The organism is Catelliglobosispora koreensis DSM 44566 (genome assembly GCF_000379685.1).
Classification (GTDB): Bacteria; Actinomycetota; Actinomycetes; order Mycobacteriales; family Micromonosporaceae; genus Catelliglobosispora; species Catelliglobosispora koreensis.
The window spans coordinates 1-14,782 of record NZ_KB903254.1 but is presented as its reverse complement, the minus strand read 5'-3'; the positions used below and the strand labels follow the sequence as shown (position 1 = coordinate 14,782).

The following is a 14,782-nucleotide window of genomic DNA, read 5'->3' as shown; positions in this document are numbered from 1 at the left end:
CTCATCTGGAGACTCAGGGGTAGGGATTCGCCGCAACCTAAGCCGCGATCTTCCAAACCGTCTACAGATCCGCTACAGCGCCGCCGCCGCCGCCGCACACGCGGCGGTGCTGTTATTCCGCCTGGGCAGTGTCGTCAGGCGGTTCGCCGAGCGTGATAAGGGCGCGCTCCGGCGGCACCGTGACGTCGTCCTCACCTTCGCTGCTGTCCGGTCCTTGCGCCTTGAGCCGGTAGCGCCCGGCCTGCATCTCTCCGAAGGAGAAGCGGCCGCTTTCGTCGCTCACCGCGGCGATGTCGGGGACCGGCCCGGGTGCCTTCACGATGACGACCGTTGCCTCGGCGACTCCATGACCTGTTCCGTCGACAACCTTTCCTCGTAGCTTGCCTTTCATCGCTACCACCTCCAAGGCGGTTGGCGGTCTGCCGCGCACCGGGTGGGCGCGGCAGACCTATTCAGTTGGTTGTCACATATCCAGTTCGTCGCCGGTCGCGATAGCTATCCCACCGGCCATGGCCGGAGTCTGGGAAGCCTGCGCCATTTTGGACGACGTTGCTGGCGCTGCCGTGCTCGTAGGCGGCGGAGTTGGCGTCGCGCCGATCGCTCCCCATTTCTTGAAGTTCGCGATCACCGCTGGCGTCACGCGCGTCGCCGAGTTCCCGGTGGAAGCGCCGTAGTTGTGGATGCCCACGACGAAACGCTTGCCGCCTTGTCTGATGTAGACCGGCGCACCACTTTGCCCGCCCATCGTGTCGATGTCGTAGACAAGGTTGAGCGCTGTCGCCGCCTTGATCTTCCGCTTCATGCCCCACATTTCCGCGAACGGCTTGTCGCCGGGGTAACCAGCGACCACGGCCGGCACTGCCAGCAGTGCGTTCGACGCGAAGGCCCTCAAAGCGAACTTGCCGAACTTCTGTCCGGGAAACGCGTTGCTGGGCAGGATGATCGCGCCGTAGTCGGCCGCGGCCGTCTTGCTCTTCGTCCACCCGACCGTGGACTTGAATGACGTGGCGTAGGCGGCGCCGAATGGCTTCTGGCTGCCGTTGCAGGCCGGGATGACCTGGATGCGGCGAGCCCAGCCGCCCTGGCTGTGCATGTAGACGCAGTGGCCAGCGGTGGCGAGGACCCGGTCGCCGATGAAGAATCCAGTGCCGCGGTAAACCGCGCCCGTCGGGAACTCGATGCGCAAGGCGCAGTAACGACGCCAGGGCACCTTGACCGTGTTCTTGATGCGGATCCGGTCGTCCGTGCCGATGATGACCTCAATGGTGGCGGTCATCTCCTCGACCAGAGCTTCGTCGACCGGTGTGGCCTCCTCCTCGGACTCCTGCCGCTTGGCTGCCTGAGCCATTAGCTTTTGCAGCACCGACACCATGTCGCCGCCTGGGCGTTTCTTAGCCAGCAGCCGCTTGGCTTTCGGACTCAGCTTGCCCATGACCGCGCGGGCGAGCGCCGGGCCGGCGCTTGACAGCAGCATCGGGCCGACCTTCGCGGCCAAGCCCACCAGGAGCGGAATGAACTCCTGGCCGCCGAGGGCGGAACCCGCCTCAGGCAACATCTCTTCGGCTTCACCGCCGTCGGCGCTGGACTCACTGCTGTCGGTGAGTTCGAGGCCTTCGCCGACAAGGTCGCCGGCCGCGCTCTCCCCGGACTCGGGCTGGGCGAGCGCCTCCGGGCTGGCCTCGAAGAACTCCTCGCCGCCTTCTCCGCCTTCGTTATTGGCCTCTTCGTGTGCCTCCAGCGCCTCGGGATCAGATTCGTAGACTTCACTTACCGAACCCGACTCCTCCTCGCCTTCAGCGTCTGACTCTGAGCCGGCGGCCCGGAACGGAAGCTGCCCATCCTCACTGATCGTTTGACCGCTTCCTGCAAGCACGCTCGTTTGCATGACTGCTCCCCGTTTGATATCGCCGCGACGGTCTGCCCCCGTTGGCCGCCGCCCACGGCGGATTGCCCTCCTGGCTCAAGTGTTAGGCGGATCACGTTCAGCTGCAAGCGAATCCGCTCTAGGCGATCCTGCAACGACAGGTCGTAACATTCGGTTTTCTGCGTGCTACCTGGATAGGTATGTTGGTAGATAAGACTTCTAAGCCATCCGCGGCGTTCGCCGCATACGTGAGCCGTTTTGCGGCAAGGTTTCCCAGAGTGGAGTCGCGGCGCCAGATGCGTGCTTACGTGTTCGGCCTGCTGGGCGAGGCGCGTCGCAAGAACAGCTGGACGCTTGCGGAGGCCGCCGGCGATGCGGGGCCTGAGCGTATGCAGCGGTTACTAAACTTCTACGCCTGGGATTGTGACGGTGTGCGTGACGATCTGCGTGCGGTCCTCGTGGAGGCACTCGCCGGCACCCGTGATGCCGTGCTGATTGTTGGCGAAGCCCAGTTTCTAAAGAAAGGCAACAAATCCGCGGGTGTCTCCAGGCAGTACTCGCGTACCACCAACCGGATGGAGAATGTCCAAACCGGAGTGTTTCTTGCCTATGAGACAAGTCATAAGCCTTCCCTAGTGGACCGAGAATTGTTCCTGCCCAAGGAATGGGCGACCGATCGTCACCGCCGCCGCATCGCTGGGATCGCCGACGAGACGGCGTTCGCCACCAAACCGGCGCTCGCCCAGAAGATGATCGATCGCGCGATCAAGACCCGGGTGCCGTTCGGTTGGGTAACCGATGACGAGTCGTGTGGTCACGACTCGGGTTTGCGGATGTGGTTGGAGACCAAGGAAATCGCGCATGTACTGGCCATGCCGCCGCGCGAGATGACCGTGTCCGCGTGGGCCGGCGGTAGAGGCCGGCCGCACCGGACACATCGGCATGACTGGAAAATAATTGAAATTCGCAAACTTCGGCGGCCGGGCTGGGCCCACTGGTTGCTGGCCAGGCGCAGCATCAGCGAGCCGCGCGAGCTAGCAGGCTACGTTTGCTTCGCACCGGTGCAGACCAAGGTCGCCGAACTGGCTAGGGTCGCCGGCAGTCGCGAGGCGATCGAGCAATGTCTGCTGGCTGCCAGGCGCCAGGCCGGACTGGACCAATACCAGGTCCGTGGCTACGAGGCGTGGTATCGCCACATCACGCTGGCCATGGTCGCGGCGGCATTTCTGGTCATCACTAGCAGGCGGTAGCCACGCTGCCCCGGGCTAGCAGGGCCGGTGCCGCCGGGCAAAGCAGCACCGGCTCCAGCCGTCATGGAAAGCTTAGAAGTACTTAAGATACGAGTTGTGCTGGTAGTACTTAGTCCACTGGATGACCTTCGCACTGTTGGCCGTGCTCGCGCCCTGGACGTTTAGCACCTTGCGGCTGTGATATGCCATCACCCAGCTCCACGGATCGCCGACGACGTCGTTGGCGACGAACGCGAAGTATTCGTTGTTGTAGGCGCCGCAAGTCCATTGGATGATGTGGGCGCCGTCGGCGCTGCTGTTGCCTGCGACATTGACACATTTGCCACTGTTCTGATTGCGAATGCGGTAGTAGCTGATGCCGTCGCGGGTCGTCGCGTAGTCGAGGTACCAGTTCTGGTTGGTCCCGCCGTTACAGGTGTACTGGATGAGCTGCACCCCGTTGTCTTTCGACTTCCCGGGCACGTCCAGGCACTTGCTGGAGTGAGCGAACTGCAACCGGTAGGTGTCCGCCGCGTGCGCTGCCGGTGCTCCAACAACAACACCGGAAAGCAGCGTGGCGACAATCATTCCGAGGCTAAAGATTCTTCGCATGCTGGCAGTGGAACACCGCGAAAATACGGCCAACAAGCCTTCTGGCTGTTCGGACTCGTCCGGATAGTGGCGGGAGCGGTCAGGGTAAATACGGTCGAGGGCGGGGCGCGGGTGGCCGTAGACTGCGCCGATGAGCTCCCTGTCTGAGGCTGTCGACGCGATAGCGGCTGAGCACGGTTTCTCCGGTGTGGTGTCAGTGGACCGGGGCGGTGAGGTTGAGTTCGCCAAGGCCTATGGCCTGGCTCATCGCGCACATCAGATCCCGAACACGGTCGATACCCGGTTCGGGATCGCGAGCGGGGCGAAAGGGCTGACGGCCCTCGTGGTGGTGAGCCTGATCGAGCAAGGCGTGCTGGAGTTGTCGACCACGGCACGGTCGGTGCTGCGGGAGGATCTGCCGCTGATCGATGACCGGGTGACGGTCGAGCAGCTGCTGGCGCACCGGTCCGGGATCGGGGATTACCTCGACGAGGACAGTGAAGAAGAGCTGGACGTCAACGACTATCTGCTTTCGGTGCCGATGCAGGAGCTCGCTGAACCCGAGCAATATCTCAAAGTCCTGGAAGGTTTCCCGGCCAAGTTCGCGCCAGGGGAACGATTCTCCTACTGCAACAGTGCCTATGTGGTGCTGGCGTTAATCGCCGAGCGCGCCAGCGGAGTGTCCTATCACGACCTGGTGCGGGCGCGGGTTTGCGAGCCGGCCGGGATGCGCGACACCGCGTTCCTGCGCTCCGACGAGCTGCCGGACCGGACCGCGACCGGCTATGTGCCGGCAAAGGACGGCGGCTGGCGCAGCAACGTTTTCCATTTGCCAGTGCGCGGTGTGGGCGACGGCGGGGCATACACCACCGTGGCCGACATGAGCGGCTTCTGGCGGGCTCTGTTCGCTGGCAAGGTGCTTCCAGCGAAATGGGTCGCCGAGATGGTGCGGCCGCACAACGACGTGCCGGGGGAGGCAATGCGTTGCGGGCTCGGGTTTTTCCTGCACGAGTCGCGGGACCGGGTGATGCTGATGGGCCAGGACGCCGGGGTGTCGTTCATGAGCGTGCATGACCCAGCGCCTGGCTTCACCTACACCGTCATCTCGAACACCGCCGACGGCGCGTGGCCGGTGCAAAGGCTTCTGCGCGAGCGGTTCCCGGCCTGACCGTTAGTCGTCGAAGACGAAACCGGTCGCCTCCGCGTGCGCGACGATTTGCCGCATGCGCTCTGGGCTTGACGCGACCGCGGCCATTCGCGTGCCAAGTTCCTCAAGGGCTGGCAGGTCTTCGCCGTAGGCGCAGAACATGCTGCTTTCTGGATCGAACTTGAGACGTCCTTCGAGGCCCGGCGCTTCCGTGCTGATGAGAAGCTGGGCGACGCCTTCCCAGAAGTAGCCGTGGGGTTCGTGTCCCAGGTCCTCTATGAGGCGTTCGACCTGTGTGGTGCCAGCGTTAAGCAGAAGCGAATACTTCCCAGGCGAAGTCTCTACTACCTTAAGCGGATTCATCGGTGCAGCTTCGCATGGCCAGGAAGCCCGATGTAACCGGGATCGAATGCCGCCGCCATCAGGATCTCTTCCACGGCGCGTACGATGGCGATCTGCTCGTGGAGCGAAACGATCCGCGTGTCGGCCAGAAAGTTGTAGCTAATCGCGTCTGGCTCGCGGTTGATGTCAAGGTAGGCCTTGAAGTCTGGCGAGTTCGACTTGACCGCCCACGACAGGCGAGACAGCGCGAGTGCGTCCCACATCTGTTCCTCGGTCGGCGTGGTCTCGGCCATGGGCTGCGCCGTTCCCCGTCTTCCGTCGTTGAAATACCAGCCGAAGTCGATTTCGGAGCCGCGTTCCTTTTCGATGCGGTCCCGTAGCGCCCACATGTCGCGCGGATCGTAATACCCGTTCTTCGCGGCGTTGAGCTGGCTATGCCAGGCGCGGGTGACGGCCTCGTCGAACGTGCAGTCCCTGACATCGATCAGGCAGAGGCTCGGCTCGCCCAGGCCACTGACCGAATCGGCGAATCCCGGGCGAAATCTGTTACTCACCACGATGCGCACCAGAACGGGATTGATTCCGGTCACCCGGGCGACGGCCACCGCGTAGGCTGCCAGCAGAACCGGGCCGGTGTGCAGCCTGGTACGCGCCGAGATGGCGTTGGTCGCGATATAGGCGGCGTGCGTGACATACGTGCACTCCCACCATCGTGGCTCTTGCCCCGGATACGGGCCGTTGAACGGGTTCACCGGACTGCCTCGCAGCACGCGCTCCCAGTACTGAATGGAGTTGTCGTTTAGCCGCCGAGAGGCCGGCGTGCGTTGCTGGCGCGCGAGCTCCATCGGCTGCGTCCCGGAAACGGGAGCGAGGTGCTCGCCGGTAGAACGGTCCAAATTGGCCAGATCACGGATCAACGCTTCGAAACCATATCCATCAATCGCCATATGGGAGTAAATAGCTACGAAGTGATCGGGCACGCCGTCCTTGCGAATCACGGCCATCCGCACGGGCCAGTCTTCGGCGATGTCGAAGGGCGTCTCCTTGTAACGCAGCCGCACGGCCTCAGCGACCTCGGCGGGATCCTCATCCAAGGGCGTGTCGATGATTTCCAGCTCGACCTCGCCGGCGTCGGCGACCAGTTGCATCGGCGTCCCATCGGGCTGCACCCGGATGCGCGTGCGCAGCGATTGATGGCGGCTGACGATGAACGAGAGCAAATGCACGATGTGATCGACAGTGGTGCCTTTCTCCAGGCGCATCGCCCCGCCGACCATCGGCATCGACCCGAAGTCAGCCATGAGGCCCCATACGTACCACTGACCCCAGGTCAACTCCTCCAAACCCGAGCCGTCGCCAGCGAAAGGCACCAGGAGTCGTTGCTGCATAAACACGTCACCGCCACATTGAGGAAACAAGCCGAAGACCCCGCGAGCCTCATCATCAGCGGGACAAATGATTAGGTCAATGCTCTCTTAGTCTCATTTGACAGGTCCGTGAAGTGGGTGTTTCGCAGCCACCGGTGTCTATGGAATGCTGACCCCACTCGTGCCCCGGCGCGGCGGCGCGCGCCGGGTGCCACCCCCACCGTCCGGAAAGGATCTCCATGTCCACCGCCCCAGCGCGCCCTGTGCGCCGGGTTGCCTCCGCGCTGAGCGCCGCAGCGACTGCCTTCGCCGCAGCGGCTTTCGCGATCCTGGCACCGACCGCCCCGGCAATCGCCGCACCCATTCCCGCCGCTGACTACCAGCAAGTCCAGCTCGCCATTGGCACCGCTGAAATGGGCGAGCCGATGTCGCTGGCCGTGTTGCCCAACCGGTCCGTGATTCACACCGCCCGCAACGGGACTGTCCGCCTGACTGATGTCAACGGCAGCACCAGGGTCATCGGCAACATCCCGGTTTACACCCACGATGAAGAAGGCATGCAAGGCGTGGCCATTGATCCGGGCTTCGCCACGAATCGCCATATTTGGCTGTACTACTCTCCGCCCCTGACGACACCGGGAGGTGACGCACCCGCGACCGGCACGGCAGCCGACTTCAACGTCTGGAAAGGACACCTGCGGCTGTCGCGGTTCACCCTCAACATCGACGACACGATCAACATGTCAAGCGAACGTATCGTCCTGACCGTCGCCAACGACCGCGGCATGTGCTGCCACGTCGGCGGCGATATCGACTTCGACGCGGCCGGAAACCTTTACCTGACAACAGGTGATGACACGAATCCGTTCGAGTCCAGTGGATACAGCCCAATCGACGAGCGCACCAACCGCAATCCGCAATACGACGCCCAGCGAACGTCGGCCAACACCAATGACTTGCGCGGCAAACTGTTGCGCATCAAGCCGCAGGCCGACGGCACGTACACCATCCCGGCTGGCAACATGTTCGCCTCCGGGACACCTAACACGCGGCCCGAGATCTACGCCATGGGCTTTCGCAACCCGTTCCGGATGAGTGTCGACAAGCCAACGGGCGTCGTGTACCTCGGCGACTACGGGCCGGACGCTGGCTCAACGAACGCCAATCGCGGGCCCAACGGGCAAGTCGAATTCGACCGCGTCACCGGGGCCGGGTTCTACGGCTGGCCCTACTGCACCGGCACCAACACATCCAGCGAAACCTACAACGAGTGGAACTTCGCTACCAACGCGACCGGGCCGAAATACAACTGCACGGGCGGTCCTGCGAACAACTCGTTCCGCAACACGGGTCAGGCCACGCTCCCCGCCGCGAAGGCAAGCTGGATTCGCTACGGCGGCGACGCAGGAACACCACCAGAATTTGGTACCGGATCCGAGTCGCCCATGGGCGGCCCGGTCTACCGCTACGATCCCGCGCTCAACTCGCCCATCAAGTTCCCTCAGTCGCTTGACGGACGCTACTTCGCCGGCGAATACGGCCGTCGCTGGATCAAAGCCATCGTGGTGAACAGTAACGGCACCTATGGCGAGATCTCCGCGTTCCCGTGGACGGGCACTCAGGTCATGGACATGGCCTTCGGCCCTGACGGCGCACTTTACGTTCTGGACTACGGCACGGGTGCCAACAACGCCGGTCTTTACCGCGTCGAGTACATCGGCGGTGGCAACCGTAGCCCGGTGGCGGTCGCCTCAGCGAACAAGACCTCCGGCCCAGCCCCGCTGACAGTCAACTTCTCCTCAGCGGGCAGCAATGACCCAGAAGGCGGCGCGCTCAGCTACCTGTGGACGTTCGGAGACGGCACGACGTCCACCGCGGCCAACCCCACGAAGACCTACAACACCAACGGAACCTATACGCCAACGCTCAAAGTGACTGACCCGCAAGGGCTTAGCGGTACAGCGAGTCTCATCGTCACGGTCGGCAACACCGCGCCAACGGTGACGCTGAGCGTGCCGTCCGACGGTCAGCTGTTCAGTTTCGGCGACACCGTGCCGTTCACCGTGAACGTGACCGACCCGGAAGACGGCACCATCAACTGTTCGCGAGTGACCGTCACGTATTCGCTTGGCCACGACAGTCACGCGCACCAGATCACGTCTAAGACGGGCTGTTCGGGGACGATCACGGTGCCGGTGGACGGTGAGCATGACACGGCAGCCAACATCTTCGGTGTCTTCGACGCGGCCTACACCGACAATGGTGGCCTGACTTCACGCAGTGTCCGCACCCTGCAGCCAAAGCACCGTCAGGCCGAGCACTTCGGTGCGACGTCAGGCGTTCAGCTTGCGATGCACGCGCCAGCCGAGGGTGGGGCCACCGCCGGCTTCATCGAGAATGGCGACTGGATTTCGTTCACGCCCTACAACCTGTCAAACGCGACTGGCTTCACCGCACGCGTGTCATCGGCGGGATCCGGTGGCACCATTGAGGTTCGGGCTGGATCGCCAACGGGCACCTTGCTTGGCAGCGTCGCGGTCACCAACACCGGCGGATGGGAGACCTTCGCCAACGTTTCCACCGCGATCTCACCTGGCAGCACTGGGGTGCTTTACCTCGTGTTCAAGGGCGGCAGCGGATATCTGTTCGATGTGGACGCGTTCACGTTCACCACTTCCGGCACCGGGGGAGTGGCGTTGCGGGCGCGGGTCAACAGCAGGTACGTCACCGCGGGCACCGCGCCACTGATCGCCAACGCGACGACCGTTGGCACGGCACAGCTGTTTGACCGCATCGACCTTGGCTCAGGCAATATCGCGCTGCGCGCACGGGCCAACAACATGTATGTCTGCGCCGAAAACGGTGGCGCGGCCGCACTGATCGCCAACCGAGCCGCCGTTGGCCCTTGGGAGACGTTCGCGCTCGTCAGCAACGCTGACGGAAGTGTCAGTCTGCGGGCACAAGCCAACGGAAAGTATGTGGTGGCGGAGAACGCCGGTGCGGGCAACCTCATCGCCAACCGTGATGCGATTGGCGCTTGGGAGAAGTTCGATCTAGTACCACAGTAGGCACCTATGGCTGGGGCTGCTCAAGCGGCTCCAGCCTTCCCGGTGGAGGGAAACTCCTATAGGATATTCCCAAAATTAAATATCCACTTTGGAGTCTGGTATCGGCGGCCAGGCAACATTCTCCAAGGAGCTACAGCGCATGCGAAAACGCGTTATATCGCTGGCCGCCGCCATTGTCACCTTAGTCGGGGCGATCGTCGTGCCAGCTGCGCCCGTTTCAGCGGCCCCGCTCACAAAAGTGCTGGTCTTCTCCAAGACAGCGGGGTTCCGGCACTCCTCGATCCCCAATGGCATCGCCGCCATTCAGACGCTCGGTTCAGCGAACGGATTCACCGTCACCGCGACCGAAGACGCGAATCAGTTCACGACGGCCAATCTCGCGCAGTATCAGGCGGTGATCTGGCTATCCACGACGGGTGATGTTCTGAACGCCACCCAGCAAACGGCTTTCCAGTCCTACATCGCGTCGGGTGGCGGTTACGTTGGCGTTCACGCCGCGGCCGACACCGAATACGACTGGCCCTGGTATGGCGGGCTGGTTGGCGCCTACTTCCTGTCGCACCCGGCGATCCAGCAGGCGACCGTCAGGGTGGAGGCACCGACTAACGCGGCCACGGCACACCTTCCGGCCAACTGGGTGCGCACGGACGAGTGGTACAACTACCGCACCAACCCACGGTCGAATGTCCGCGTGCTGCTCAACCTCAACGAGGCCACCTACAGCGGCGGCTCCATGGGCGACCATCCGATTACGTGGTGCCAGAATTACGGTGGTGGGCGGGCGTTCTACACCGGTCTCGGCCACACCGAAGCCAGCTACACGGAATCCAACTTCACCCGCATGCTCCTCGGAGGCATCCAGATCGCCGCTGGCGCGGTGACCGCGAACTGCGCTCCCGCTACGCCAACGGTCTTCTACAGCTTCCGCGCCCGGGCCAACAGCCGTTATGTCTCCGCGGTTGGTACGACGCCACTGATCGCGAACAAGACGGAGCGTGACTGAGCAGTTCGAGGTGATCGATCGGGGCAGCGGCAACATCGCCCTGCGGTCGCGTTCCAACAGCATGTATGTCTGTGCCGAAAACGCTGGCGCGGCAGCGCTCGTGGCCAACCGGGCCGCCATCGGTGGATGGGAAACCTTCGCCCTGATCCGCAACTCGAACGGAACGGTCAGCTTCCGCGCCCAGGCCAATGGCCGCTATGTCGTCGCGGAAAACGGTGGTGCGGCACCGCTTATCGCCAACCGCACAGCGATCGGACTGTGGGAACAGTTCGACATGATCGCGCAGTAGCGACGTCTATCCTCAGCGGGAGGTCCGTCCCCATGCGCCTGAGAAGCCTTGCTGCCACGGCAGTGCTCACCGGCGGTCTGTTAGCGGTTGTCCACCCAGCCGCCGCGTCAACGACCGACGCGGCCTTCAACTCATCGACCGGCATCCTCAACGTTGACTACGCCGGTTATCTGTCCAAGCACGACATCGTCTACAACCGCCCGAATACCAAGGCTTTACACGGCTTGACGGTCGGCAACGGGAAGACTGGAGCCATGGTCTGGCAGCAAAACGGCCTGATGATGCAGGTCTCCGGCGTTGATCTGTCCCAGCAGTCCGCGTTCGCCGCGGGCAACGCGACCTTTGCCACGACCCAACCGCACCGCCATCGGTGCCTGGGAGAAATTCGATCTGATCACTTCATAACCTGACGCACGCGGACCGCCCGGAAAGGACGGTCCGCGTGCGCGATCACATAAATTCATCGCGGCGCCGGGGGCGCGCTGGCTAAGGTGCTGTCCATGATCTCGCTCGCGCGGCACCGCCTGATCGCTGCTGAAACCGGCCCAGCGCTGCGCGCGCTTGCCGAATGGATGCCCGCCGACGCCCCCAGCGGCGGCCTTCACCCGGGAGACGTGGGGTGGCATCTGCGGTCGGAAGGAGCGGCCATTTTCTTGTGGACGCACGACACGGTGCCCGTGGCAGCCGGCTTCCTCGACAGTCACGTCCTGCGTGTGACCACAGCACCGGGGGCCGATCTCGCCGCGCTCGCGGCCGATGCCCTGGAACTGCTTGAGCCGGGCGACGATTGGTCCGACGGCTTGCCTATGCCCGGCTGGGATCGCGACGACGACTCGTGGGTTGTCCTGTCATGGACCCCCAGGGCGGTGTCGAGTCGCGCGACCCCGGTCGGTGCGGCGGATGTGGCCGACCGCGTGCTGGTGCAGCGGTCCGCGTTCGCGAGATCCACGTTCACCATCGAGCGCTGGCACATGATGAAGCAGTCGCCGGCGGGTGGGCTCGCGGTGGAGACAATCGTGCGTACGCCGTCGGGGGAGCCCGCAGCCGCGGCGACCGGATGGTTCGCGGGCGTGGGAAGGTGCGGCCTGCTCGAACCGGTCGGCACGCATCCGGATCACCGCGGGCACGGCTATGGGCGTGATGCCGTGCTGGGCGCCTGCGCCGCTCTAGCCGACCTGGGTGCGAGCGCCGTCGCTGTCTTGACGCCGGCGAAGAACGAGGCGGCCGTGGCGCTCTACCGATCGGCCGGATTCACTGTCCTGCGCGAGAATCGCGATTGGGTTCGCCCAGGTCGCCCAGCGCTCTAGGCCGGCAGCCGTCCTTTGTGGACGGTTACCGCACCCCACGGCCCCGTACTGATCCTTTAGGGTCGGTCCGTGGGTAACGATCGCAGGCGCTGGGTGGTGCTCACCGTCGGTCTGCTGGCGATGACCGTAGGCAGCACGTTCCAGTACGGGCTCGCCTATCTCATCCCGGCACTACGGCACGAAGGCTTTTCGCTCGAACAGGCCGGAGTCCTGATCGCCTGCCCCACCGCTGGGGTGATGCTCACCCTGATCGCGTGGGGTGCCGCGGCCGACCGCTGGGGCGAGCGGGTAGTCCTGGCGACGGGTCTTGGGCTGGAGGGAGCCCTGCTAGTCGGTGCCCAGTGGGTGGAAGGCACGCCGGGCCTGGCGGTCTGCCTCATCCTCGCCGGTGCCGCGGGCGGGTCGGTGCTGGCAAGTGGGCGGCTCATCCTCGGCTGGTTCGCGCGGCGTGAGCGCGGCCTCGCGATGGGCATAAGGCAGATGTCGCAACCGTTTGGACTCGCGCTGGCCGGTGCCCTTCTGCCCACGCTCGGCACCGATGGCATAGGTGTGCCGCTTTTGTTCCTGGGCCTGCTCTTCCTGGCTACGGCGACCATAGTGGTGGTGTTCGTGCGTGATCCGGTTTGGCCGCAGACGGCACCGGACCTGAAGGTGACATCGGCCTCGCCTTACCGCACTCCCGTGCTGTGGCGCATTCACGCCGCCAGCGCGCTTCTCGTCGTTTCGCAAGTCACCGTCGGCACGTTCGCCCTCGTCTTCCTGACCGACGCTCATGGCTGGTCGCCCGTTGACGCCGGCCGTCTCCTGGCCGGTGCGCATATCTTCGGCGGGCTCGCTCGCCTCGGCGCGGGTTACTGGTCGGACCGCGCCGGCAGCAGGATGCGTCCGATGCGGATACTCGCGGTGTCGACCGGCGTCGGAATGGCGGCGCTGGCGGCCACCGTCGGCTCGGGACTAGCTGTGCCCTTCCTGCTCGTCCTAGGCGTCGTAGCCGTGAGCACCAATGGCCTGTCGTTCACCGCGGTCGCCGAATACGCCGGGCCTGCCTGGGCCGGTCGCGCCCTCGGCATCCAGACCACCGGCCAGAACACGGTCGCGGCTGCTACGTCGCCGGTGCTGGCACTGGTAATCGGAGTCGCGGGCTTCGGGCTGAGTTTCGCCACGGTTGCCGTGTTTCCCCTGGTCGCAGCGATCCTGATACCGGCTGCTGCGGAACGGGCCGCGACAACCGCCGCGGCACAAAGCACGTCCGCTTAGAGCGAATCTTCCAGGGTTCTAGAGCATGCCGGCTGGCCGGTATATTGGCCCGTAGGCGGTGCGCCCGCCCGAGCTGAGCCCGGTCACCACGCCTGACCAAGGCGCCGCCAAGAGTCCCGGACTCAGCGCCGGTTTCATCGTGCAAGCGGCCAGTTTCTCTGCAAGGGCGTGGCTTGAACCGGGAGGAACGACCATGACTGACCGCCAGAAACGACGTGAACCGGCAAAGGACAGAGCCCGTAAGCGCGCGATCAGGGCGCACGCCGCCGCGTGGGGCGTGTCCTATTCCGTTGCGGCACGCCAGCTTGGACTGCATCCCCGCACGACTCAGGTCACCGGCTGCGGTCAGTCCAGTGTGGACACTGAGCAGGCGGTCGTGCTTCCGTGCGGACGGGCCGCTCACCTGGGGCAGCGATTCACGCCGGCGCGAGGCCAGCACGGCGCCGGGCCCTTTTACTACGGCCAGGGCCGCGAAGCGACTCTAGCCATGACCTACCTCGCGGTGTGCTGGAAACACCCTTATCTGGTACCAGATAAAGCTGATCTGGCCTGGATAGCCGGCTTGGGTGAGTCAGCCGCGGTCGATCTCGCCTGCACGGGAGTGGATCGCGCGGCCCGCCGCATCCTCGGTGGCTCGCTGGCCGGCGTGACCCGCATCCTGGCGGGGGTTTTGATCCAGGCGGCCGCCGGCACGAAGCCTGATCTGCGTCAGCCAGCGATCTACCTCGGCGAGGTGCTGACCGCGATGCGCCAGCCCGATGCTGGCGGCCTCCCGGTGACGGGCGCCCGGCAAACGCTTGACGCGGTGCTGGTCGCGGTCAACGACGGGTTCGCCCCCGGAGCCAGAGTGCAGATGGGTGACGAGCCTGGAACGGTGGTCGGTGTGCACTGGGAGGCGTCGGGACCGCCATCGGCCTATGACGTCCGGCTCGACAATGTCCTTTTGGGACAGATCATCGCCGAGCCGGGTTCGCTGTCGTCACTGTCCGGTCAAGACGCTTTCCCCGGGAACTGAAATCGAGAACGTCAGCGATTCGCCGTCGCTGTCCACGAGCACGTTCTGTCCTGGCTTGAGTTCCTGGAACAGGATCTTCTCGCTGAGCGTGTCTTCCAGCTCGCGCTGAATCGTGCGGCGCAGCGGACGGGCACCAAGGACCGGGTCGTAACCCTTCTTCGCCAGGTAACGCTTGGAGTTTTGGGTCAGCTCCAGGCCCATGTCCTTGTTGCGCAACTGCTCCACGATCCGCTTGATCATGATGTCGACGATCGAGAGGATCTCGGATTCCTGCAGCTGGTGGAACACGATGGTGTCATCGAT

General features: G+C 64.3%; 13 protein-coding genes and 2 pseudogenes. 9 read left to right on the top strand and 6 right to left on the bottom strand.

Going from position 1 to position 14,782, the window contains the following annotated elements; all coding sequences use genetic code 11:
* Positions 1-112: 112 nt before the first annotated feature.
* Positions 113-391 carry a carboxypeptidase-like regulatory domain-containing protein gene (locus A3E1_RS0114870; protein ID WP_020521576.1) on the bottom strand — a complete coding sequence of 93 codons (279 nt, stop codon included), beginning with the start codon at positions 389-391 and terminating at the stop codon, positions 113-115.
* Between the two features lie 72 nt (positions 392-463).
* A complete protein-coding gene (locus A3E1_RS44700; RefSeq protein ID WP_020521575.1) occupies positions 464-1,885 on the bottom strand; it encodes a trypsin-like serine peptidase in 1,422 nt (473 codons plus the stop codon).
* 179 nt (positions 1,886-2,064) lie between these two features.
* On the opposite strand from A3E1_RS44700, the gene A3E1_RS40340 reads away from it, so the two are divergent.
* Positions 2,065-3,114 (top strand): IS701 family transposase, encoded by a 1,050-nt coding sequence (locus A3E1_RS40340; protein ID WP_051105033.1) that lies wholly within the window; start codon positions 2,065-2,067, stop codon positions 3,112-3,114.
* Between the two features lie 72 nt (positions 3,115-3,186).
* Here the strand turns inward: A3E1_RS40340 and A3E1_RS40335 are convergent, their stop codons facing one another.
* Complete coding sequence (locus A3E1_RS40335; RefSeq protein ID WP_083929505.1) at positions 3,187-3,705, bottom strand: RICIN domain-containing protein; 519 nt, start codon at positions 3,703-3,705, stop codon at positions 3,187-3,189.
* A gap of 130 nt (positions 3,706-3,835) precedes the next feature.
* On the opposite strand from A3E1_RS40335, the gene A3E1_RS0114850 reads away from it, so the two are divergent.
* Positions 3,836-4,852 (top strand): serine hydrolase domain-containing protein, encoded by a 1,017-nt coding sequence (locus A3E1_RS0114850; RefSeq protein ID WP_020521572.1) that lies wholly within the window; start codon positions 3,836-3,838, stop codon positions 4,850-4,852.
* Positions 4,853-4,855: 3 nt separating this feature from the next.
* On the opposite strand, the gene A3E1_RS0114845 is transcribed toward A3E1_RS0114850, so the two are convergent.
* Both A3E1_RS0114845 and A3E1_RS0114840 read right to left on the bottom strand, forming a co-directional pair.
* Positions 4,856-5,194, bottom strand: coding sequence for an Imm51 family immunity protein (locus tag A3E1_RS0114845; protein WP_020521571.1), 339 nt, complete (start codon positions 5,192-5,194; stop codon positions 4,856-4,858).
* Positions 5,191-6,561, bottom strand: coding sequence for a condensation domain-containing protein (locus tag A3E1_RS0114840; RefSeq protein WP_051105032.1), 1,371 nt, complete (start codon positions 6,559-6,561; stop codon positions 5,191-5,193). Before A3E1_RS0114840 ends, A3E1_RS0114845 begins: the two co-directional genes overlap by 4 nt.
* Before the next feature lie 218 nt (positions 6,562-6,779).
* Between A3E1_RS0114840 and A3E1_RS0114835 the strand changes: the two genes are divergently transcribed.
* From A3E1_RS0114835 to A3E1_RS0114805, 7 genes and pseudogenes are all read left to right on the top strand, one after another.
* Positions 6,780-9,608 (top strand): PQQ-dependent sugar dehydrogenase, encoded by a 2,829-nt coding sequence (locus A3E1_RS0114835; protein WP_020521569.1) that lies wholly within the window; start codon positions 6,780-6,782, stop codon positions 9,606-9,608.
* Between the two features lie 139 nt (positions 9,609-9,747).
* Positions 9,748-10,512: pseudogene (locus A3E1_RS44695) on the top strand (ThuA domain-containing protein); the annotation flags it as partial.
* Positions 10,513-10,603: 91 nt separating this feature from the next.
* A complete protein-coding gene (locus tag A3E1_RS46085; protein WP_020521567.1) occupies positions 10,604-10,900 on the top strand; it encodes a fascin domain-containing protein in 297 nt (98 codons plus the stop codon).
* A 32-nt stretch (positions 10,901-10,932) separates the two neighbouring features.
* On the top strand, positions 10,933-11,310 hold the full coding sequence (locus A3E1_RS0114820) for a hypothetical protein (RefSeq protein WP_020521566.1): 378 nt from the start codon (positions 10,933-10,935) through the stop codon (positions 11,308-11,310).
* Between the two features lie 90 nt (positions 11,311-11,400).
* Positions 11,401-12,207, top strand: coding sequence for a GNAT family N-acetyltransferase (locus tag A3E1_RS0114815; RefSeq protein ID WP_020521565.1), 807 nt, complete (start codon positions 11,401-11,403; stop codon positions 12,205-12,207).
* A gap of 69 nt (positions 12,208-12,276) precedes the next feature.
* Complete coding sequence (locus A3E1_RS0114810; RefSeq protein ID WP_211215935.1) at positions 12,277-13,464, top strand: MFS transporter; 1,188 nt, start codon at positions 12,277-12,279, stop codon at positions 13,462-13,464.
* A 193-nt stretch (positions 13,465-13,657) separates the two neighbouring features.
* Positions 13,658-14,479 carry a hypothetical protein gene (locus A3E1_RS0114805; RefSeq protein WP_157631527.1) on the top strand — a complete coding sequence of 274 codons (822 nt, stop codon included), beginning with the start codon at positions 13,658-13,660 and terminating at the stop codon, positions 14,477-14,479.
* Here the strand turns inward: A3E1_RS0114805 and A3E1_RS40330 are convergent.
* Positions 14,444-14,782: pseudogene (locus A3E1_RS40330) on the bottom strand (ATP-dependent Clp protease ATP-binding subunit ClpC); the annotation flags it as partial. The gene A3E1_RS0114805 and the pseudogene A3E1_RS40330 overlap by 36 nt on opposite strands.